Here is a 20,675-nt window from a genome sequence, read left to right on the forward strand (position 1 = left end):
GCGTGCCCGCGGGTCAAGTCCTGGCGGTTTTCGCTCGCTACCATCGGACCCAGGTAACCGTCCACGCCCCGCGGGGCAGAGGAGTCCGCAATGAGCGCATCACAATTAAAACCGACGCTTGGAACCTTGCATCTATGGGGGCTCGCCGTGGGCCTGGTGATCTCCGGCGAATACTTCGGCTGGAGTTACGGCTGGGCCGCCGCCGGCACCCTCGGCTTCCTCGTCACCACGCTGCTGGTGGCGGTGATGTATACCTGCTTCATCTTCAGCTACACCGAACTGACCACCGCCATCCCCCATGCCGGCGGGCCGTTCGCCTACAGCCTGCGCGCCTTCGGCAAGAACGGCGCGATGGTCGCCGGGATGGCCACGCTCATCGAGTTCGTCTTCGCCCCGCCGGCCATCGCCATGGCCATCGGCGCCTATCTCAACGTGCAGTACCCGGAGCTCGAACCGAAGTGGGCGGCGGCCGGCGCCTACCTGATCTTCATGACGCTGAACATCCTCGGCGTGAGCATCGCCGCCACCTTCGAGCTGGTCGTCACCGTCCTCGCCGTCGCCGAGCTGCTGGTGTTCATGGGCGTAGTGGCGCCGGGCTTCAGCTTCAGCAACTTCGTGCTCAACGGCTGGGCCGGTTCCGATACCTTCGGCATGCCGGCGCTCTCCGGCATCTTCGCCGCCATCCCCTTCGCCATCTGGTTCTTCCTCGCCATCGAGGGTGCGGCCATGGCCGCCGAAGAGGCGAAGGACCCGAAACGCACCATTCCGCGCGCTTACATCGCCGGCATCCTCACCTTGGTGACCCTGGCGATCGGGGTGATGATCTTCGCCGGCGGCGTCGGCGACTGGCGCCAACTGGCGAACATCAACGACCCGCTGCCGCAGGCGATGAAGGCGGTGGTCGGCAACGACTCGACCTGGATGCACATGCTGGTGTGGATCGGCCTGTTCGGCCTGGTGGCCAGCTTCCACGGCATCATCCTCGGCTACTCGCGGCAGTTCTTCGCCCTCGCCCGCGCCGGCTTCCTGCCCAGCGGACTGGCCAAACTGTCGCGCTTCCAGACGCCGCACCGGGCGATCCTCGCCGGCGGCGTGGTAGGCATCGCAGCGATCTTCAGCGACAACCTGATCAGCCTGCAGGGCATGAGCCTGACCGCGGCGATGATCACCATGTCGGTGTTCGGCGCCATCGTCATGTACATCATGAGCATGTGCAGCCTGTTCAAGCTGCGCCGCAGCGAACCGCACCTGGAGCGCAGCTTCCGCGCCCCCGGCTACCCTGTAGTTCCGGCCATCGCCCTCGGCCTGGCACTGCTCTGCCTGGCGGCGATGGTCTGGTTCAACCAGGTCATCGCCCTGGTGTTCCTCGGGCTGATGCTCGCCGGCTGCGCCTGCTGCAATATCGTCGTCAGCGCCAACCGCGGAATGCCGGTGCGCTTCGCCAGCGAAGGTTGATCGATAGCTGCGCCGGGCGCTCATGCGCCCGGCGCCGAACCACCAAGGAGTTTCCATGCCCGGATACGCACACAGCATCGGCGGCCAGACCTGGCGCTTCGACAGCCTCAGGGAACTGATGGCCAAGGCCAGCCCGGCGCGCTCCGGCGACTGCCTGGCCGGGGTCGCCGCCGGCAGCGATGCCGAGCGCGTCGCCGCGCAGATGGCGCTGGCCGACGTCCCGCTCAAGCGCTTCCTCGACGAGGCGCTGATCCCCTACGAAGAGGACGAGGTCACCCGCCTGATCATCGACAGCCACGACCGCGCGGCCTTCGCCCCGGTCAGCCACCTGACCGTCGGCGGGCTGCGCGACTGGCTGCTCGGCGAACATGCCGACGAGGCCGCGCTGCGCGCCCTGGCGCCGGGGCTGACGCCGGAGATGGCGGCGGCGGTGTCGAAGATCATGAGCGTGCAGGACCTGATCCTGGTGGCGCAGAAGATCCGCGTGGTCACCCGCTTCCGCAACACCCTCGGGCTGCTCGGACGGCTGTCGACCCGCCTGCAGCCGAACCACCCCACCGACGACCCCGCCGGCATCGCCGCCAGCGTCCTCGACGGCCTGCTCTACGGCAACGGCGACGCCATGCTCGGGATCAACCCGGCCACCGACAGCCTGGCCTCGATCTGCACGCTGCTGGAGATGCTCGACGCGATCATCCGGCGCTACGAGATTCCCACCCAGTCCTGCGTGCTGACCCACGTCACCAGCTCCATCGAGGCGATCAACCGTGGCGCGCCGCTGGACCTGGTGTTCCAGTCCATCGCCGGCACCGAGGCGGCCAACGCCAGCTTCGGCATCAACCTGGCGATCCTCCGCGAAGGCTACGAGGCCGGCCTGTCGCTGAAGCGCGGCACTGTCGGCGACAACCTGATGTACTTCGAGACCGGCCAGGGCAGCGCGCTCTCGGCCAACGCCCACCACGGCGTCGACCAGCAGACCTGCGAGACCCGCGCCTACGCGGTGGCGCGGCACTTCAAGCCGTTCCTGGTGAACACCGTGGTCGGCTTCATCGGCCCGGAGTACCTGTACAACGGCAAGCAGATCATCCGCGCCGGGCTGGAGGACCACTTCTGCGGCAAGCTGCTCGGCCTGCCGATGGGCTGCGACATCTGCTACACCAACCACGCCGAGGCCGACCAGGACGACATGGACATGCTCCTGACCCTGCTCGGCGTGGCCGGGATCAACTTCATCATGGGCATCCCCGGCTCCGACGACGTGATGCTCAACTACCAGACCACCTCCTTCCACGACGCGCTCTACGCCCGCCAGGTCCTCGGCCTGAAACCGGCGCCGGAGTTCGAGGCCTGGCTGGAGAAGATGGGCATCTTCACCCAGGCCAGCGGCCGGGTACGCTTCGGCGACAACCTGCCGCCGGCATTCCGCCACGCCCTGGCGCAACTGGCCTGAGGACAGCGCATGAGCAAGGACATCGACGAACCGACAGCGGGCGTGATCGACAGCCCCTGGCAGCAATTGCGCGCGCTGACCCCGGCGCGCATCGCCCTCGGCCGCGCCGGCACCAGCCTGCCGAGCCGCGCGCGGCTGGACTTCCAGTTCGCCCACGCACAGGCGCGCGACGCCGTGCACCTGCCCTTCGAGCATGCCGCGCTGAGAGAGGGCCTGGCCCGCCGCAACCGGGCGAGCCTGCTGCTGCACAGCGCGGCGGCGGACCGGCATGTCTACCTGCAGCGCCCGGACCTTGGCCGCCGCCTGTCCACGGAATCCGCTGAACGCCTGCGTGAATACGCCGCCGGCCACGCCACGCCGGTCGATCTGGCGATAGTGGTGGCCGACGGCCTGTCCTCGCTGGCCGTGCACCGCCATGCCCTGCCCTTCCTCGAACGCCTGGAGGAACTGGCGCAGGCCGAAGGCTGGACGCTGTCGCCGGTGGTACTGGTGGAACAGGGACGCGTGGCGGTGGCCGACGAGGTCGGCGAACTGCTGCGGGCGAAGATGAGCGTGATCCTGATCGGCGAACGCCCCGGCCTCAGCTCGCCGGACAGCCTCGGCCTGTACTTCACCTGGGCGCCCCGGGTCGGCCTCACCGACGCCTACCGCAACTGCATCTCCAACGTGCGCCTGGAAGGCCTGAGCTACGCCATGGCCGCCCACCGCCTGCTCTACCTGATGCGCGAAGCCTGCCGCCGGCAGCTGTCCGGGGTGAACCTGAAGGACGAAACAGAAGTCGCGACGCTGGACGACGGCGACAACCGCCCCACCGCCAACTTCCTGCTGACCACGTAGGTTGGCGCTGAGCGTAGCGAAGCCCAACATCTTCCGGACGTGGCATCGTTGGGCTTCGCAGGCTCAGCGCCAACCTACTATTCAAACGCCCGCTTTGATTGCGCTTTCAACTCGACTTGTGCAGCATCGGCCGGACTGCTGGCATGACATCTGCAGTATTCCGGCAGCCCGCTCACCGAAAAGACGAGGACCGTCATGCGCATCGTGCAAGCTACCCTCGAACATCTCGACCTGCTCGCGCCGCTGTTCGTCAAATACCGCGAGTTCTACGGAATGCTGCCCTACCCCGAATCCTCGCGGAAATTCCTCGAGAAGCGCCTGCGCCGCAAGGAATCGGTGATCTACCTGGCCTTGCCCGACGACAGCGACAGCAAGCTGCTCGGCTTCTGCCAGCTCTATCCCAGCTATTCCTCCCTGTCGCTCAAGCGCGTGTGGATTCTCAACGACATCTACGTCGCCGAGGATGCCCGCCGCCAGTTGGTCGCCGACCACCTGCTGCAGACCGCCAAGCAGATGGCGCGGGATACCCAGGCCGTGCGCATGCGGGTTTCCACCAGCGTCGACAACGAGGCGGCGCAGAAGACCTACGAGTCGATCGGCTTCCACGAAGACAAGGAATTCAAGAACTACATACTGCCGATCACCGACGAACTGACCTGAGAGCCTGTTTACGATCTGCTGCGCGTCGGCATAACTGCGTTGAAAACGGGCTCGGGATGCTCATTTACTGCGTGTAAACTCCGCTCCCTCGCCCGTTTTCGCCTTGTTCTGCTCTAGCTCGCGAGATCGTAAAAAGCCTCTAAGGCTGCTCACCCGCCGCCAAGCTGCCAGGCGACGCTCAACAGCAGGACGCCGGCCAGCACGCCGATGGCGACCAGTTGCCGGCGCCGCAGACGCGGGGCCGGCGAATCGGCTTTTTCCAGAAGCCGGGCGAGCGCCTGGACGAACTCGGACAGCGCCTCGTAGCGCTGCCCCGCGTCCGGCGCCAGGGCGCGCGCCAGCACCGCATCCCAGCCTGCCGGCAGGCTGCGGTCGTGTTCGGCCAGGGGCGCATAGCGGCAATCCTCCCCATTGTCCGCCAGCGCCGCCTGCGGCCAGCTTCCACTCAGTAGCCAGTAGGCCAGCGCCGCCAGGGCGAACTGGTCGGCGCGGCCATCGGCCGGCAATCCGGCGCGCAGCTCCGGCGCCAGCGGCACCACGCCTTCGGGCAACGCCTGGCGCGGCACGCCCGGGACGATGGCGGCGTGCTCGGGCAGCAACAGTAGCCGCCCGCCTTCGTTGACCAGCACCTGCCGCGGCTCCAGCCAGAGTCCCTGCATGCCGCGCCGTTGCAGCGCGCGCACCGCTTCGACCAGTTGTTCGAGTAATGCCATCAGGCTGAAGGGGTCCAGCGGACGGCGGCTGGCGATCCAGTCCGGCAGGCTGCGCCACTCTCCCTGCGGCATGGCGAACAGCTGGAAGGCATGCTGGCGCGGCACGCGGGTGGACAGCACGCCGGGCAGGCTGGCCACCTTGCAGCGACGCAGCGCCCATTCGCGCTGCCAGAAGGCCTGGTCGGCGGCTGTCGCGGAGGGCAGCAACAGCGCTTCGCGACCATCGGCGTGGCGGGCGCGGAACAGCCGTCCGGGCGGTCCATAGGCGCAGCCTTCGAGCAGGGTCCAGCGTTCCAGCCGATCGCCCGCCCGCAAGGTGCCGGGAGCCGGCCACACGCTCACCGGCACCGGCGCCAGATAGGCCTCGCGATTGCCCGGCAGCACCAGCGCGGCGGCGCCCGGCGCGTGAAGGAAGGGCTCCAGCAGCGTGTCGAGGGTTTCCTCGCGCAGATCGCGGCAGCCGTCCTGCAGCCTCTGCCGGTCGATCACCGTGAGCAGCGGCTGTGGCGCCAGCAACAGCGCATCACCAGCGTGCAATGCCAGGGCGTGCTGGGTCAGCGCCAGTTCGGCCTGGGCGCCGAGGCTACGCCCCTCGTGTCCCGCCAGCTCATGCAGGACGCCATCGCGATAGCGCAGCAGGCCGACATTGCCGCTCTGCAGGAACTGCGCGTCGTCGCCCTGGATCAGCAGGATGCCGGCGGACAGCTCCGGCAAATCCTCGCGTCCACTCTGCAGGCCGCGATACCAGAGCATGTTCAGCGAGGCGAGCACCTGGCGCGCCGCCTGCGCCTCGGACCAGGCCTCGGGGGTGCAGGCGTAGTCGGCGAACAGCGCATCGAGCTGCAGTTCGAGGGTCTGCACCACATTGGCGCAGCCGCGCCCCCAGAGCAGTGCGAGCATGAACACCGGCGGCCGTCCGTGCCGGCCGCCCAGCCATCGCGCGCGCACCCGCGCCGCCTGGGTCGGCAGGTCTATACCGGTGCCCAGGGCCATGTTGATCGCCCCGCGGGCGCTGGAATGAGTACTCATTGCCGCTCCTTGCTCAAGCGGGTCGAGTACCTGACTTGCAGCCTTCATGCCGGAAGGAGCGTGTAATATCCTGCAAACAGTCGCCGATAGCAGGACACGATAAAGCGCGCTCCACTGGTCAGAATCGCCTGCCTATAATGGCCGGCCTTGCAGTTCACCCCCGTCGTATTTCACAGGCGTCTAATGGATTTCAACCCGATCGATCTCATCCTTCACCTCGACACCTACCTGTCCATTCTGGTCAGCGACTATGGCGTCTGGATCTACGCCATCCTGTTCCTGGTGATCTTCTGCGAAACCGGTCTGGTGGTGACGCCGTTCCTCCCCGGCGACTCACTGCTGTTCATCGCCGGCGCCATCTGCGCCACCGGCGGCATGGACCCGTGGCTGCTCGGCAGCCTGCTGTTCATCGCGGCGGTGAGCGGCGACAGTACCAACTACGTGATCGGCCGAACGCTGGGCAAACGCCTGTTCAGCAATCCGGATTCGAAGGTGTTCCGCCGCGACTACCTCGACCAGACCCACGCCTTCTACGAACGCCACGGCGGCAAGACCGTGACGCTCGCGCGCTTCCTGCCCATCGTGCGGACCTTCGCGCCCTTCGTCGCCGGCATGGCCTACATGCCCTACCTGCGCTTCCTCGCCTTCAGCGTCGCCGGCAGCGTGCTCTGGGTCGGTGGTCTGGTCGCCCTTGGCTTCTTCTTCGGCAACGTGCCGTTCATCAAGCAGAACCTCTCGCTGATGATTCTCGGCATCATCGCCTTCTCGCTGGTACCGATGCTGATTGGCGTGATCCGCCACAAGATGCGCCCGGCCGCCAAGCCGCAGACCTCGCAGCGCTGACCGATCGATGTGGTCGTTCAGCGCCTGGCGCCGGCGCCGCACCCTCGCCCGCAATCCGCTGGACCCGGCGCTGTGGACAGAAGTCGTGCACGGCCTGCCGATCCTCGACGGTCTCAGCGCCGACGAGCTGCAACTGCTCGGCGAGCGTGCCGTGCTGTTCCTTCACGCCAAGCGCGTGTCGGCGCTGCCCGGCGTCGAGCTGGACGAACGCCGCCGCCTGCACCTCGCCGCCCAGGCCCAGCTGCCGCTGCTGCACCTGCCGGAGCTGAACTGGTACGGCGGCTTCCATGAACTGGTGCTCTACCCCGACGACTTCGTCAGTCCGCAGAAACACCGCGATCCGGCCGGCGTAGTACATGAGTTCGACGACGAACGCAGCGGCGAAACCTCCCTGCAGGGCCCGGTGGTCCTCGCCTGGCCCGGCGTGGAAAGCGGCGGCGGCTGGGACGCCTACAACCTGGTGATCCACGAACTGGCGCACAAGCTGGACATGCTCAACGGCGGCGCCAACGGCCTGCCGCCGCTGCACCGCGAAATGCGCGTGAGCGACTGGGCCAGCGCCATGCAGTCGGCCTACGACGACCTCAACCGCCAGCTCGACCACGATCCGCACGCCAACACCGCTATCGATCCCTACGCGGCGGAAGACCCGGCGGAGTTCTTCGCCGTCACCAGCGAATACTTCTTCAGCGCCCCCGATCTGCTGGAGCACGCCTACCCACAGGTCTACGCCCAGCTGCGCCTGTTCTACCGCCAGGACCCGCTGGCGCGCCTGCACAAACTGCAACACGAACACCCCGATTATCAGGAAGCAACGCAGGGTTGAACGAAAGTCTGTGGCCTGCGCCGAACAATCTGCCTATAATCGCGCCCACTTTTTTGGCGTGCCCCCTTGGAGTCGACCATGAGCTACAGCAAAGTCCCGGCTGGCAAAGACCTGCCGAACGATATCTACGTTGCCATCGAGATCCCGGCCAACCACGCGCCGATCAAATACGAGATCGACAAGGACACCGACTGCCTGTTCGTCGACCGCTTCATGGCCACCCCGATGTTCTACCCGGCCAACTACGGCTACATCCCGAACACCCTGGCTGACGACGGCGACCCGCTGGACGTGCTGGTAGTCACCCCGTATCCGGTGGCCCCGGGCTCCGTGATCCGCGCCCGTCCGGTCGGCGTGCTGAACATGACCGACGAAGCCGGCGGCGACGCCAAGCTGATCGCCGTCCCGCACGACAAGCTGAGCCAGCTGTACGTGGACGTGAAGGAATACACCGACCTGCCGGCCCTGCTGCTGGAGCAGATCAAGCACTTCTTCGAGAACTACAAGGACCTCGAAAAGGGCAAGTGGGTGAAAGTCGAGGGCTGGGGCAACGCCGACGCCGCTCGCGCAGAAATTCTGAAGGCGGTTGCTGCTTACCAGAAGTAAGTCCGGACCACCCCCTGAAAACCCGGCCACAAGCCGGGTTTTTTAATGCCTGAAAAACGTCTGAAGCCGACCCAAGGCGTCGCTACCAAAGCAGAGCAATAACAAAGCGAGATCTATCGTTGCCCAGAAAACCTGCGCTCATCCTGGTCGGACGTGACAACTGGCAGAAGGATGAATCGCTGAATCAGTTGCTGCTGGGACGCTTCAGCAGACGCAACGACATCCGGATCATCTGGGAAGACCCAGCGGCCGAAGTCATCCAGCGGGCGAGAAGGCTCGAAAGCAGGCTGACCTGGCTACCGGCATTTTCCCGCCGGCTGACGCTGCGACTGACCCAGATCCTATACGGCCTCGCGAACCCATCCTATTTCGTCTACCTGTACCGGCGACGCGGCAACTCCATCCCCGCCCGCTGCCACGACCTGCGGGAGATCGTCGGGAAACTCGGCGCCGAATACACACCTATCGTTCTGTCCCGCTCCGCCGGTGGCAGAGTCGCGTCCCTGATCGCCGACAGCTCGAACATCGAGCAGATCATCTGCATGGGCTACCCGTTCAAGCATCCGCAAATGGGCGATGAGCCTGAGCGATACATGCACCTGCAGCACCTGAAGACGCCGATGCTGATTTTGCAGGGAACGCGGGACGAATACGGTGGACATGACGTAGAGGAACGTTACCGGCTCAGTCCAAGCGTCGAGGTCTTCCTGGTCGAGACGAGCCATGACTTTGCGCTTAATGAGCTGCAGGCCAGTACAGTCTTCGAAAAGATCGAGAGCGTGATAGCCCGGCAGGCTGGAAGGCAGCAGCAAGCCACTCACTGACACCGGCAGCGATCATGCAGCCGATACCACTCCATACATCAGTCTTGTGCAGACTGGGGGCGAGTCTGCCGCCGCCCACGCCAACGGTCGATCAGATGCACCGCCAGCCAGGCATACAGCGCCACGCCGATGAACAGCGCCAGGCGGACGGCGAAGGCGGTGTAGACGTCCTTGCCGGTCTGGCTGTCCTCCACCGACTGGCCGAGCAGCAGGATCAGCGTAGCCAGGGTGTTCAGCCAGAAGCCCGGGCTGGCGCGGCTTGGTGCAAGGCGAAACAGGCGGCGGGCGAGCAGCAGGCTGAACAGCAGCAGCCACAGGCAATACATGAGCAGGCTGGGTTGCAGGGTCAGCAGGCTCCACAGCAGCAGCGCCAGGCCGCCGCCCAGCAGGGTCGAGCCGACCAGTTCGCGGCCGGCGTTGCGGGTTTCGTGGCTGCATACCTGCTGGCCGAGGGCGACCGACTTGAGGATCAGTGCCAGGTAGCGACTGGGATCGATCAGTGCGAGGAGCAGCGCGGGCAGTACCACCAGGGTGGCGCGCAGGGCGATCCAGTTGGCGTCCAGCGGGCTTTCCTGCGCCGGTGCGGGCGGCGCCGAGGCGTCGGCCGGTTCGGGGAACAGCGCGTGGGCGAGGATGGCCGCCAGCACGGCGAGCAGCAGGGCCTTGGCCAGCGCCTCGATCACCGTCAGGGCCAGGTCGAAGCTGGCGGTGCCGGCGCTGGTGATCATGGTCAGGCCGATCACCACGAAGGTGCCGAGCAGCGCGTTGCCGCCGCGCAGGGTGAAGCGGAAGCAGTGGAACAGGCACAGGGCGATCAGCAGCAGGCCGCTGAGCGGCGTGTGCTGCAGCATCGGGATGAGCAGCAGGCCGAGGCTGGTGGTGAGCATCACCAGCAGCGGCAGGGCGAGCGCCGCCTTGAGTGGCAGCGCCTGGCTGCGCAGCGCCAGCAGGTTGGCGGTGAGCAGCGCGGCCAGGAACGGCAGCGGCACACCCAGCCCGTAGCCGGCGGCCAGCGCCAGGGCGGTGCCGCAGGCCAGGCGCAGGGCGCGCCGTGGGCGGGGGTCGCTGGCGGCCATTTCAGTAGGCGAACGACAGCCAGCTCATCACCCGCAGGAACAGACGCCCCAGCAGGTTGAGCGGGTTGCCGGAGGTCGGATAGGCCATCACCTCGGCCTGGCCGCCGACGCGGATCTGGCTGAAGTCGTCGAGTTCCCCCGGAACGAACTCGACCACCACCGGGAAACGTTGCGCGGCGCGCAGCCAGTCGCGGTTGTTCTGCACGCTGGGCAGGTTGCCGGCCGGCGCGTCCTGGCCGACGCTGACGCCGCGGCCGATGCTGCGTATGCGCCCGGCGAAGACCCGCCCCGGCATGGCGTCGAGGACGATGCCGACCGGGCTGCCCTCCTTGAGGTGGCCGAGGTTGTTCTCGGTGAAGTCGGCGGCGATCCACATGTCCTGGATGGCGATCAGGGTCATCACCGGGCTGCCGGCGGCGGCGTACAGGCCGACCTCGGTGCGCAGGTCGGTGATCAGGCCGTCGGCGCGGGCGCGTATCTCGGTATTGCGCAGGTCCAGCCGGGCCTTTTCCAGGGCGCTGGCGGCGCTGCGCAGCTTGGCGTTGTCCTCGCCGCTGCCGCCCTCCTGTTCTCTGGCGCGCTGCACCTCGGCGATGGCGGCGGCGACCTGGCTGGTGGCCTGCACCAGGGTCGCCCGCGACACTTCCAGGCGGCGCAGGGAGATGGTGCCGGGGTCCTCGCGGTACAGGCGTTCGAGGCGGTCGCGATCCTGCCGCGCCTTGAGTTCGTTGGCCTCGGCGGCGCGCTGGTTGGCCAGCGCCGATTCGATGCCGGCGCTGCTGGCGCCGATCTGCCGGCGGGTGCTTTCCAGGTCGGCCTGGGCGCGCTCGACGGCGATGCGGTACTGCTCGTCGTTGACCGCGAACAGCAGGTCACCGGCGCGCACCCGCTGGTTGTTGCGCACCTCGACGCGGGTCACCCTGCCCGCCACTTCGGCGGCCACCGGCACCACGAACGCCTGCAGCCGCGCCTGCTGGGTGTAGGGCGTGTAGCGGTCGGCGAGCAGATACCAGAGCAGGGTCACGCCGATCAGGACGGCGACCAGCCGGGTGCCACGGCGCGATGCGTCGGCCGCGGCGGCGGGTTTGGGCTCAGCGCTCATCGGGAGAGTCCTCGCGGCGGGGCGGATAGGCGGTGTCGAGCAGCTCACCCCAGTCGCTGCGCTTCTGCATCTGCGCGCGGGTGGCGGCGCCGAGCGGGTCCTGCGTGCTCTGCCAGCCGCCACCCAGCGCGCGGTACAGGGCGATCAGGTTGCTCACCGCACTGCTGCGGTTGACCAGGTAGGTGTCCTGCTGGAAGAGCAGCGCGCGCTGGGCATCGAGCACGCGCTGGAAGTCCGAGTAGCCCTCGCGGTACTGCGCGCTGGCCAGCTCCAGCGAGCGCTGCGCGGCAGCTTCGGCCTCGCCGAGGATGCGGTCGCGCTCCAGCGCCTTGAGCAGCCCGGTGGCGGCGTCGTCGGCCTCTTGCGCAGCCCGCCGCACGGTGTCGCGATAGGCCTCGATGAGCTGCTGCAGGCGGGCGTCCTGGGTGAGGATATTGCCCTCGATGCGCCCGTGGTCGAACAGGTTCCACACCAGGCTGGGGCTGCCAAGCAGGTCGCGGGTGACCGAGCTGCCATCCAGCGAGGTGCCCGTCCAGACCAGGCTGCCGAGCAGCGCGATGGACGGGTAGAGATCGGTGGTGGCCACGCCGATCTGCGCCGACTGCGCGGCGACCGACCACTCCGCGGCGCGCACGTCGGGACGGCGCAGCAGCAGCCGGGCCGGCACGTCGTTGAGGTGCGCACGTTCGGGCAGCGGGATCAGTCCATCCTGCTCGCCAAGTTCGCCCAGCGCTCCCGGCGGCCGGCCGAGCAGCACGGTCAGCGCATTGCGGGTGCGCGCCAGTTGGCTCTCGAACTCGGGGATGGTGCTGAGGGTGCCGAGGTACTGGGTCTTGGCCTGTTGCAGGTCGAGCTCGGCGCTGTTGCCGCTGCGGAACAGGCGTTCGGTGATCTCGTAGCTGCGCTTCTGCTTGGCGGCGTTGTCGTGGGCGATGCGCAGGCGCGCCTCGGTGGTGCGCAAGCTGAAGTAGGTGTCGGCGACCTGCGCGCGCAGCAGCACCAGGGCATCCTGGTAATTGGCCTGGCTGGCGAAATAGGCGGCGTCGGCGGATTCGATGGCGCGGGCGAAGCGCCCCCAGAAGTCCAGTTCCCAGGCGATGTCGAAGCCGCCGCTGTACTGCCAGAGATGGCGGTCCACCGGCAGGTTGCCGCCGGACTGGTGGCTGTCCAGGTAGAAGGCATCGGCGCTGGCCTGCTGCACCTGCGGGTAGCGGCCGCTGCGGGCGATGCTCAGCTGCGCGCGGGCCTCCAGCACACGCAGGCCGGCGATGCGCAGCGACGAGTTGCCGGCCTCGGCTTCGGCGATCAGGCGGTCCAGCTGCGGATCGCCGAACTGGCGCCACCACTGCACATCCTCCGCCGGCGAGCGCTGCTCGGTGCTCTGGTCCAGGGCGGTACTGCGCCACTGCTCCGGCCAGTCCTCGCGCGGCGACTCGAAGTCCGGCCCCAGCCGTACGCAACCGGCCAGGCCGAACAGCATGGCGCCGAGCAGCAGTGACTGGCGCTGCATGCCGGGATGGTCAGTCGGCGGACTGCGTCGGGGTTTCCGGCGGCACCTGTTCGTCGACCCATTGCCAGAACAGCTTGTAGCCGACCGCCAGCAGCACCGGGCCGATGAACAGGCCGATGATGCCGTTGCTGACCATGCCGCCCAGCGCGCCGATCAGCACCACCGGCATCGGCACGTCGACACCGCGGCCGAGCAGCAGCGGCTTGAGCACGTTGTCGACCATGCCGGCGACGAACACGTAGATGGAGAAGACGATCACCCCGGTGGTCGGCCCCTCGGTGGCGAACATGAAGGCGATCACCGGCAGCGTGATCAGCGTCGCCGGCAGCTGCATGATGCCCAGCAGCAGCACTCCGAGCGCCAGCAGGCCGGCGGCGGGGACGCCCTTGACGACGAAGCCGAGGCCGACCAGCAGCATCTGGATGAAGGCAATGCCGATCACCCCCAGCGCCACGGCGCGGATGGTGGCGGTGCACAGCTCGACGATCTTGCCGCCGCGTTCCGGGCCGGACAGCCGCATGGCGATCCGCCGGGCGCTGTGCGTGCCGGTCTGCCCGTAGGCCATGATGATGCCGGCGACGATCACCGCACCGATGAAGACCATGAACCCGGCGCCCAGCCCGGCCAGCTTGCTGAGCAGGACGACGGAGAAGTCCCTGATCTGCGGGGCGGCCTTCTGCAGCACGCCGGTGAGGTCGGTGGCCGCCTGCAGCCAGAAGCCATGCACGGCCTTGCCGACCAGCGGCCAGCTTGCCACCGAGTCCGGTGGCAGCGGGATGTGCAGGGCGCCGCCGTGCAGCGCGGTGGCGGCCTCCCGCGCCGATTCCACCAGCGAGCTGCCGAGCAGGTACACCGGCACCAGCAGGATGATCAGGCCGATCAGCGTCAGCAGCGTCGCCGCACGCCCGTCGTGCTGGCCCATGTAGCGGCGCAGGCGCAGGTGCAGCGGATAGAGGGTGATGGCCAGGATCAGCGCCCAGAGCATCAGGTTGAGGAACGGGTTGAACACCTGGTAGCAGAACATGACCAGCACCAGGATCAGACCGGCGCGGATCAGCACGTCCAGCAGGCCCTGGGCTCGACGACTTGGCATCGGCATGGAAAGGCTCCCTTCTTCTTTCGCGTATCCGGCCTCGTGATGTCGATCATATGGAAAGAGGCCCCCACTGGAATGCTAGCGGGTGTTTGCAACTCCGCTATGGCAGACGGCATCGATCACGGCGGCAAAATGACGGAAACATGGCGCGATTCCCATTGGATCGGCGGACGGTTTTCATCGCGTGGCGGCGCCATGGGAGGTGCAGGAACGCCCCATGGGCGCGAATCGCGGTCATGGCCCTACAGATACTCCGGCGTTGCGATCCCCTCACCCCAACCCTCTCCCGGAGGGAGAGGGGGCGCGACGGTGTGAGATGGTACACCATGCCAGCCGGCAACTCCGGACAGTCCCCTCTCCCTCGAGGGAGAGGGCTAGGGTGAGGGGGAAGCATCACGACCATGCAAGACAGTTGCTCCTACGGCCACCGTAGGTTGGCGCTGAGCAACGCGAAGCCCAACATCGCCATCGTTGGGCTTCACTGCGTTCAGCACCAACCTACGTGAGTTCCGGCCCAGCCGTGTAGTGCAATCACTACAAGCGATTCGTGATTTTCCGATCCCCCGTCCCCTGGCCGGCGCGCGACGATCGCGAGCAAGGAGCGACGCGTTTTCCCAGGACACCTACTGGCTGGCCCAGACCGCCAACCGCGGGTTCCAGGGCTCGGCCGATATCGACGCGGACATGATCCGCTACCAGGACTTCAACTTCCTGATCTATTTCGACCCGCAGGGCGCGGTCATCGGCGAAAGCTGGGACATTCCCGGCCGGGAACGCCTGCGGCCGGACGATCCTCGACGGCAAAGGACCGGATTTTCCGTCTCGGCGGCGACGAATTCACCGCCGTGCTCGACGACGTCGAAGAACTGCAGGCCGCCGGCGCGGTCCGCCTGATGGCGACACGGGAGCCATGATGGTTTCGCTCCGAAACGGCGGAGGCGGTATCCGCCCTTGTAGTTCCTGTAGGATCGGGCCAGAAAAAATCTTTCAGATAAGTCCTACAGAAGAACATAAGACGGCTCTGACTTCAGTCACCCGCCCGACAGCGGCTCCTGAGACAGGATGCCACCTTCGAACCCCACCCGAAAAACACCCAAGTTGCGGTACTGCGTATGTCGAACCTACTCAACGCCCGGCGCCTGAGCTCGCTCTATGTGCTCTGTGCCAGCCTGTGGATACTGCTCAGCGACCTCTGGCTGGGGCGTAGCGAAAACACCACCTGGCAGGTCGTGCAGGCGGAGATGTACAAGGGCATGGTCTTCGTCGGCCTGACCGGCCTGCTGCTCTACCTGGTGCTGCGCCTGCACGAGCGGCAACAGAGTCGGCAGCACCGCGCCCTGCTCAAGGGACAGGAGCGGCTGAGCCAGGCGGCGATCGTGTTCGAGTCCACCCAGGAAGGCGTCCTGGTCACGGACCCGCTTCTGCGCATCACCTACATCAATCCGGCCGTCAGCCGTATCACCGGCTACACCGAGGCCGAGATGTTCGGCCAGACACCGCGCCTGCTGCAATCGGGCCGGCACGACGCGCAGTTCTACCGCAGCATGTGGTGCAGCCTTGCCGAGCAGCAGCACTGGAGCGGCGAGATCTGGAATCGCCGCAAGGATGGGACGCTCTACGCGCAGTGGCAGTGCATCCGGGCGATACACGACAGGCAGGGCGAGGTCAGCCACTACGTCGCCGTATTTTCCGACCTGAGCGCCATCAAGCGCAGCGAAAGCGAGCTGCTCCACCAGTCGCTCCACGACGCCCTGAGCGGTCTGCCCAACCGCCTGCTGTTCATCGACCGCATCACCCACGCCCTGGCCCGCTCGCGGACGGACCAGGTCTCAGGCGCGGTGATGCTGCTCGACCTCGACCACTTCCAGCACATCAACGACAGCCTCGGCCATAGCGTCGGCGATCAGTTGCTGCAGCAGGTCGCCCAGCGCCTGCGCAATACCTTCGCGGAAAACATCACCGTGGCGCGCATGGGCGGAGATGAGTTCGCCCTGCTCTGCGAACATTGCCCGAAAGCCGAACAGGCGATTGCGATTGCCGAACAGATCCGCAAGCTGATGGCCGCGCCCTTCCATATCAACGGCCACGACTACAGCATGTCCACGAGCATCGGCATCACCCTGTATCCGGGCGATGCACGCACCGCCGAAAACCTGCTGAGCAACGCCGACTCGGCGCTGTTCAACGCCAAGAGCAAGGGCCGCGCGACCTATGCCTTCTACAGCCAGGAGCTGACCGAGCGCTCGAGCCGCCTGCTGGAGCTGGCCCGCTCGCTGCGCCAGTCCCTCGCCAACAACGAGTTCCGGGTCCACTACCAACCGATCCATGACATGCAGGATGGGCAACTGGTCGGCGCCGAGGCCCTGGTGCGCTGGCAGCATCCGAAACGCGGGCTGGTTCCGCCGGGCGAGTTCATTCCGCTGGCGGAACAGAGCGGCATGATCGCCAGCATCGACCTGTGGGTGCTCGAACAGGCCTGCAATCAGCTGCAGGCATGGCCGGGGCTGCGCTACATCTCGACCAATATCTCTTCGCGGCTATTCTGCGAAGACGACTTCGATATCCGGGTCGCCCGGATCCTCGGCAGGACCGCCGTCGACCCGCGCCGGGTGGAACTGGAAATCACCGAGAGCACCGTGATGCACGATCCAGTCGCAGCACAGGACATGATGGTTCGCTTGCGCGCCCTGGGCGTACAACTGTCCATCGACGATTTCGGCACCGGACAGTCGTCGCTGACCCGTCTCAAGCATTTCCCGGTGCACAAGCTGAAGCTCGACCAGAGTTTCGTCCGTGGCCTGCCGCACGACAGCGCCGACATGGCCATCGCCCGCTCGATCATCACCCTCGGCCACAGCATGGGCATCACCGTGCTGGCGGAAGGCATCGAGCAGGCCGCGCATCGCGACACGCTGCGCGCGCTCGGCTGCGATCTCGGCCAGGGCTACTTCCTCGGCCGGCCGCAACCGCCGGAGAAATGGACTGAGGCTCCCGTCGATATGGCGCCCCGACGGCTGTCGGCCTGCTCAGGGACAAAATGAACACCCGGAAGGACGAAAACCAGACAGCTCATTCCACTCCCCGAGACCCGCCCCATGAACTTGCGCAAGCGCCTGTTCTGCCTGGCCCTCCCCCTCCTGCTGCTGACGCTGCTGGTGATCGGCGCCATGTCGCAGGCGATCCTGCTCACCCGCTTCGATGCGAACGACCGCCAGCAACTGCGGGGCGAAGCCAACAGCATCGCCGTGCAACTGGACAACATGATCACCCGCAGCCAGAACGTCCTGCGCGCGTCGGCCTGGTCGAACCGGCTCTACATGGACATCCAGTACCAGTCGGACCCGCGCAGCCGGTACGAATTCCTGGACATCGACACGGTGCGCAACCAGGACTTCCATTTCGAACTCATCTTCGACAACCAGGGCCGCGCGCATGCTACGCAGTGGGTGCCCCCGGACCTGGACAACCTGCTTCCGGGCCCCCGGCAGCCGACCATGGAAGACCTGCAGCGGGGCGTCCTGGAGCACATCCGGAAGATCGGCCTTGTCGTTGGGCGTCGTGACTCCAGCGGCGCCACGGCGCAGATGGTGCTCATCGAAGGCGTGCCGACGGTGCTGCTCAGCAGCCCGATCAGCAATGACAATGGAACGGCGACGCCGGTGGGCGTGATGGTCGCCGGGCGCTTCCTCGGCACCCAGCGCCTGAATCTGCTGCGCCACCTGATTTCCGGAGACCTGCAGTTCCTGCCGGTGCAGACCGATGCCGCGCAGCACTGGCTGCCCATCTCCAGCCGGGAATTCCTGCACAGTGTCGATATCAAGATCGGTCCGCCCCATGCCACGGCACAGCAGCAGCATGTGGACCTGCAGTTCAGCAACCACCGGCACGAACCCGAGCTGCTCATCCGCATCGTCCAGCCGCGGGAGTTCTACGAGAACGGCAAGCGGGCCATCTGGCTCTTCGTCGGCCTTGCCTCGGTGGCGGCGCTGTTCTCCCTGCTGCTCGTCTATATCGGCCTGGAGCGCTGGGTGCTGCTGCGCGTCCGGCGCCTCAACCGCGAGGTCGCCAGCATCGACCCCCACGATGTCCGGCCGATCCTGAGCATCACCGGCGACGACGAGATCAGCCAGATGACCCGCGGCCTGAACCGAATGCTCGAACAGCTGTCGCGCAGCGAACTGCGCGGCCAGGCGGTGCTCGACTCGATCAAGGAAAGCTATTTCGAGATCGACACCGAAGGCCGGATCGTCCACGTCAACCGCGCGCTCCAGCGTCTCACCGGCTTTACCCAGGAGCAATTGGTCGGCCGCCCGTACAACGAGCTGCTGACCCAGGTGAAGGATCAGCTGGCTATCGACGAGGTGCTGCAACGCCTGCGCGTGAAACCGCTGGAGAACTTCAGGCTCCGCGTGAAGGGCCGCGACGGCGCCCTGCGCTGGCTGGAGGCGAGCTGTTCCGCCGCGCAGGATTCTTCCGGGGCCGTCATCGGCATTCGCGGCTTCCTGCGCGACATCAGCGACCAGGTGGTCTACCAGAACCAGCTACTCGACCTGGCCTACCGCGATCCGCTGACCGGGCTCGGCAATCGCAAGGCGTTCGACGAAAACCTCGAACAGCAGTTGGCCGGTGCGGCGACGAGCGCAGAGACCACCGCACTGCTGTTCCTCGATCTCGACCACTTCAAGGATGCCAACGACCGCCATGGCCACGACCTCGGCGACCAGTTGCTGCGCACCGTGGCCGAACGCCTGCGCAGCAACCTGCGGGGACCGGACAAGTGCTTCCGCCTGGGCGGCGACGAGTTCACCGTGATCCTGCAGCAGTCCGACGAGCAAAGCGCAATGGCCCTCGGCGAACGCCTGCGCCGGGCCCTCTGCGCGCCGTACCAGTTCGACGGGATCTGCATCGACTTCATCTCGCCGAGCATCGGCGTGGCGCTCCACCCGCGGCATGCCACGGCCGCCGAGGCGCTGGTCAAGGCCGCGGACAGCGCCATGTACATGGCCAAGCGCCGGCGCAACTGCTGCTGCCTGTACGACGAGGACGCCGCACCGGCAACTGCCACGGGGGCATCGGCGGGCTGAGCGAGTGCGTAGGGTGGACAACGCGAAGCTTGTCCACCTTCTGTTTCGACATGCCGCTTCGGTGAAAACGCGGGGGCGACCATCCGCTTCGCGGTTTTCACCCTACGGTTCCCCTCGTAGGGACGACTGTCTTATTCCCCTCACCCTAACCCTCTCCCAAAGGGAGAGGGGACTGTCCGGAGTCGCCGGCTGGCACGGCGCGTCACTCCACGCCAATGTACCCCCTCTCCCCCTGGGAGAGGGTTGGGGTGAGGGCGTCGGCAACGCGAGAGCCTCTTCGTAGGAGCGCGCCATGCGCGCGATTCGCGGGCATGGCCCGCTCCTACGCTTCGGTACGGCGCATATGTAGGATGGGTTGAGCTTGCGATACCCATCCTACGTACCACGTCCCCGGCGTTACTCGCTTGCCACGCGGCCGAAGATCTTCTTCGCCAGGCTCATGCGGTGCACTTCGCTCGGGCCGTCGTAGATGCGGAAGGCGCGGGCGTCGCGGAAGATGCGCTCGACGATGGTTTCGGCGGTCACGCCCTGGCCGCCGAGGACCTGTACGCTGCGGTCGATCACGCGCCAGATGGCTTCCGAGCTGATCACCTTGGCCATGCTCGACTCGGTGTTGCCCCTGCTGCCCTGGTCCAGCACCCACGCGCAATCGCGGATGGTCAGGCGGGTGATGTGCATGTCCATCTCGTTGTCGGCCAGCATGAAGCCGACGCCCTGGTGCTCGCCCAGGCGCTTGCCGAATGCCTCGCGCTTGCGTGCGTAGTCGCAGGCGACGTCGTGGGCGCGGCGGGCCTGGCCGAGCCAGCGCATGCAGTGGGTCAGGCGCGCCGGTGCCAGGCGTATCTGGGCGTAGCGGAAGCCCTTGCCGAGCTCGCCGAGCACGTCGCTGGCCGGCACCCGCAGGTTCTCCAGGCGCAGCACGCCGTGGCCGCCGGTGAAGCAGGTGTCGAGGGAATCCATCATGCGTTCGACGATGAAGCCCGGACGGTCGGTATCGGTGAGGAACATGGTGGCGCTGCCGTCTTCCATGCGCGCCATGATGATGGCGAAGCTGGCGCCGTCGAGGCCGGTGATCAGCCACTTGGTGCCGTTGATGACGTAGTCGTCGCCGTCACGCACGGCGGTGGTGGTCATCAGCGACGGGTCGGAGCCGGCGCCGTCCGGCTCGGTCATGGCGAAGCAGGAGCGGATGTGGCCCTGCACCAGCGGGCGCAGCCAGCGTTCCTTCTGCGCCGGGGTGGCGACCACTTCCATCAGGTGGATGTTGCCTTCGTCGGGCGCGTGGATGTTCATCGCGGTCGGACCGAGGGTCGAGTAGCCGGCCTCCTCGAAGACCACCGCCTTGGCCATGTGCGACAGGCCGAGCCCGCCCATCTCGCGCGACGCGTGCGGGGTCAGCAGGCCGTGGGCGCGGGCCTTCTCGACCAGCTCCTGGCGCAGTTCGGCATTCGGACCGTGGGAGGTCTGCCGCGGGTCGCGCTCCATCGGAACGATTTCCTCGGCGATGAAGCGGCGGACCTTGGCCTGCAGGGCAAGCAGTTCTTCAGGCATGGTGAAATTCATG

17 protein-coding genes are annotated in these 20,675 nt (G+C 66.8%); 11 read left to right on the top strand and 6 right to left on the bottom strand.

From position 1 onward, the window contains the following. The first annotated feature begins 90 nt into the window (after positions 1 to 90). From eat to JFY56_RS16640, 4 genes are all read left to right on the top strand, one after another. Positions 91 to 1,455: an ethanolamine permease gene (eat, locus tag JFY56_RS16625; RefSeq protein ID WP_208315014.1), complete on the top strand. Its 1,365-nt coding sequence runs from the start codon at positions 91 to 93 to the stop codon at positions 1,453 to 1,455. Positions 1,456 to 1,510: 55 nt separating this feature from the next. Next, complete coding sequence (locus JFY56_RS16630; protein ID WP_208315016.1) at positions 1,511 to 2,905, top strand: ethanolamine ammonia-lyase subunit EutB; 1,395 nt, start codon at positions 1,511 to 1,513, stop codon at positions 2,903 to 2,905. A gap of 9 nt (positions 2,906 to 2,914) precedes the next feature. Continuing rightward, positions 2,915 to 3,742 (top strand): ethanolamine ammonia-lyase subunit EutC, encoded by an 828-nt coding sequence (gene eutC / locus JFY56_RS16635; protein ID WP_208315018.1) that lies wholly within the window; start codon positions 2,915 to 2,917, stop codon positions 3,740 to 3,742. A 195-nt stretch (positions 3,743 to 3,937) separates the two neighbouring features. Next, positions 3,938 to 4,402, top strand: a complete 465-nt coding sequence (locus tag JFY56_RS16640; protein ID WP_208315020.1) for a GNAT family N-acetyltransferase — start codon at positions 3,938 to 3,940, stop codon at positions 4,400 to 4,402. 149 nt (positions 4,403 to 4,551) lie between these two features. Here the strand turns inward: JFY56_RS16640 and JFY56_RS16645 are convergent, their stop codons facing one another. Then, positions 4,552 to 6,144 carry a serine/threonine-protein kinase gene (locus JFY56_RS16645; RefSeq protein WP_208315022.1) on the bottom strand — a complete coding sequence of 531 codons (1,593 nt, stop codon included), beginning with the start codon at positions 6,142 to 6,144 and terminating at the stop codon, positions 4,552 to 4,554. 183 nt (positions 6,145 to 6,327) lie between these two features. Between JFY56_RS16645 and JFY56_RS16650 the strand changes: the two genes are divergently transcribed. The 4 genes from JFY56_RS16650 (at position 6,328) to JFY56_RS16665 (ending at position 9,243) form a co-directional block, all read left to right on the top strand. Beyond that, a complete protein-coding gene (locus JFY56_RS16650; RefSeq protein ID WP_208315024.1) occupies positions 6,328 to 6,987 on the top strand; it encodes a DedA family protein in 660 nt (219 codons plus the stop codon). A gap of 7 nt (positions 6,988 to 6,994) precedes the next feature. Continuing rightward, positions 6,995 to 7,813 carry a M90 family metallopeptidase gene (locus JFY56_RS16655; protein WP_208315032.1) on the top strand — a complete coding sequence of 273 codons (819 nt, stop codon included), beginning with the start codon at positions 6,995 to 6,997 and terminating at the stop codon, positions 7,811 to 7,813. 78 nt (positions 7,814 to 7,891) lie between these two features. Further along, positions 7,892 to 8,419: an inorganic diphosphatase gene (gene ppa / locus JFY56_RS16660; protein ID WP_208315034.1), complete on the top strand. Its 528-nt coding sequence runs from the start codon at positions 7,892 to 7,894 to the stop codon at positions 8,417 to 8,419. Positions 8,420 to 8,538: 119 nt separating this feature from the next. Continuing rightward, entirely contained in the window at positions 8,539 to 9,243 is a 705-nt protein-coding gene (locus JFY56_RS16665; RefSeq protein ID WP_208315036.1) for an alpha/beta family hydrolase, read from the top strand. A gap of 38 nt (positions 9,244 to 9,281) precedes the next feature. On the opposite strand, the gene JFY56_RS16670 is transcribed toward JFY56_RS16665, so the two are convergent. The 4 genes from JFY56_RS16670 to JFY56_RS16685 are packed head-to-tail and all read right to left on the bottom strand — an operon-like array spanning position 9,282 to position 14,024. After that, positions 9,282 to 10,319 carry a DUF2955 domain-containing protein gene (locus JFY56_RS16670; RefSeq protein WP_208315038.1) on the bottom strand — a complete coding sequence of 346 codons (1,038 nt, stop codon included), beginning with the start codon at positions 10,317 to 10,319 and terminating at the stop codon, positions 9,282 to 9,284. A gap of 1 nt (position 10,320) precedes the next feature. Then, positions 10,321 to 11,421 carry an HlyD family secretion protein gene (locus JFY56_RS16675; RefSeq protein WP_208315040.1) on the bottom strand — a complete coding sequence of 367 codons (1,101 nt, stop codon included), beginning with the start codon at positions 11,419 to 11,421 and terminating at the stop codon, positions 10,321 to 10,323. After that, complete coding sequence (locus JFY56_RS16680; protein WP_208315042.1) at positions 11,411 to 12,931, bottom strand: efflux transporter outer membrane subunit; 1,521 nt, start codon at positions 12,929 to 12,931, stop codon at positions 11,411 to 11,413. Before JFY56_RS16680 ends, JFY56_RS16675 begins: the two co-directional genes overlap by 11 nt. A gap of 10 nt (positions 12,932 to 12,941) precedes the next feature. Further along, positions 12,942 to 14,024, bottom strand: a complete 1,083-nt coding sequence (locus tag JFY56_RS16685) for an AI-2E family transporter (protein ID WP_408004421.1) — start codon at positions 14,022 to 14,024, stop codon at positions 12,942 to 12,944. 528 nt (positions 14,025 to 14,552) lie between these two features. On the opposite strand from JFY56_RS16685, the gene JFY56_RS16690 reads away from it, so the two are divergent. The 3 genes from JFY56_RS16690 (at position 14,553) to JFY56_RS16700 (ending at position 19,111) form a co-directional block, all read left to right on the top strand. After that, on the top strand, positions 14,553 to 14,921 hold the full coding sequence (locus JFY56_RS16690) for a hypothetical protein (RefSeq protein WP_208315045.1): 369 nt from the start codon (positions 14,553 to 14,555) through the stop codon (positions 14,919 to 14,921). Between the two features lie 218 nt (positions 14,922 to 15,139). Then, positions 15,140 to 17,068 (top strand): putative bifunctional diguanylate cyclase/phosphodiesterase, encoded by a 1,929-nt coding sequence (locus tag JFY56_RS16695; RefSeq protein WP_208315046.1) that lies wholly within the window; start codon positions 15,140 to 15,142, stop codon positions 17,066 to 17,068. A 54-nt stretch (positions 17,069 to 17,122) separates the two neighbouring features. Continuing rightward, positions 17,123 to 19,111, top strand: a complete 1,989-nt coding sequence (locus JFY56_RS16700) for a diguanylate cyclase domain-containing protein (RefSeq protein WP_208315048.1) — start codon at positions 17,123 to 17,125, stop codon at positions 19,109 to 19,111. A gap of 396 nt (positions 19,112 to 19,507) precedes the next feature. Here JFY56_RS16700 and JFY56_RS16705 read toward each other — a convergent pair whose 3' ends face one another. Further along, positions 19,508 to 20,674 (bottom strand): acyl-CoA dehydrogenase family protein, encoded by a 1,167-nt coding sequence (locus JFY56_RS16705; protein ID WP_208315050.1) that lies wholly within the window; start codon positions 20,672 to 20,674, stop codon positions 19,508 to 19,510. Position 20,675 lies beyond the last annotated feature (1 nt).

Origin of the sequence: Pseudomonas schmalbachii (genome assembly GCF_017589465.1) — a bacterium.
Taxonomy (GTDB): Bacteria; Pseudomonadota; Gammaproteobacteria; order Pseudomonadales; family Pseudomonadaceae; genus Pseudomonas; species Pseudomonas schmalbachii.

What these genes read in the sequence shown, in the direction of transcription:
- eat (WP_208315014.1), top strand. Translation starts at nt 91, where the DNA reads ATGAGCGCATCACAATTAAAACCGACGCTTGGAACCTTGCATCTATGG.
- JFY56_RS16630 (WP_208315016.1), top strand. Translation starts at nt 1,511, where the DNA reads ATGCCCGGATACGCACACAGCATCGGCGGCCAGACCTGGCGCTTCGAC.
- eutC (WP_208315018.1), top strand. Translation starts at nt 2,915, where the DNA reads ATGAGCAAGGACATCGACGAACCGACAGCGGGCGTGATCGACAGCCCC.
- JFY56_RS16640 (WP_208315020.1), top strand. Translation starts at nt 3,938, where the DNA reads ATGCGCATCGTGCAAGCTACCCTCGAACATCTCGACCTGCTCGCGCCG.
- JFY56_RS16645 (WP_208315022.1), bottom strand. Translation starts at nt 6,144, where the DNA reads ATGAGTACTCATTCCAGCGCCCGCGGGGCGATCAACATGGCCCTGGGC.
- JFY56_RS16650 (WP_208315024.1), top strand. Translation starts at nt 6,328, where the DNA reads ATGGATTTCAACCCGATCGATCTCATCCTTCACCTCGACACCTACCTG.
- JFY56_RS16655 (WP_208315032.1), top strand. Translation starts at nt 6,995, where the DNA reads ATGTGGTCGTTCAGCGCCTGGCGCCGGCGCCGCACCCTCGCCCGCAAT.
- ppa (WP_208315034.1), top strand. Translation starts at nt 7,892, where the DNA reads ATGAGCTACAGCAAAGTCCCGGCTGGCAAAGACCTGCCGAACGATATC.
- JFY56_RS16670 (WP_208315038.1), bottom strand. Translation starts at nt 10,319, where the DNA reads ATGGCCGCCAGCGACCCCCGCCCACGGCGCGCCCTGCGCCTGGCCTGC.
- JFY56_RS16675 (WP_208315040.1), bottom strand. Translation starts at nt 11,421, where the DNA reads ATGAGCGCTGAGCCCAAACCCGCCGCCGCGGCCGACGCATCGCGCCGT.
- JFY56_RS16680 (WP_208315042.1), bottom strand. Translation starts at nt 12,931, where the DNA reads ATGCAGCGCCAGTCACTGCTGCTCGGCGCCATGCTGTTCGGCCTGGCC.
- JFY56_RS16685 (WP_408004421.1), bottom strand. Translation starts at nt 14,024, where the DNA reads ATGCCAAGTCGTCGAGCCCAGGGCCTGCTGGACGTGCTGATCCGCGCC.
- JFY56_RS16695 (WP_208315046.1), top strand. Translation starts at nt 15,140, where the DNA reads ATGTCGAACCTACTCAACGCCCGGCGCCTGAGCTCGCTCTATGTGCTC.
- JFY56_RS16700 (WP_208315048.1), top strand. Translation starts at nt 17,123, where the DNA reads ATGAACTTGCGCAAGCGCCTGTTCTGCCTGGCCCTCCCCCTCCTGCTG.
- JFY56_RS16705 (WP_208315050.1), bottom strand. Translation starts at nt 20,674, where the DNA reads ATGAATTTCACCATGCCTGAAGAACTGCTTGCCCTGCAGGCCAAGGTC.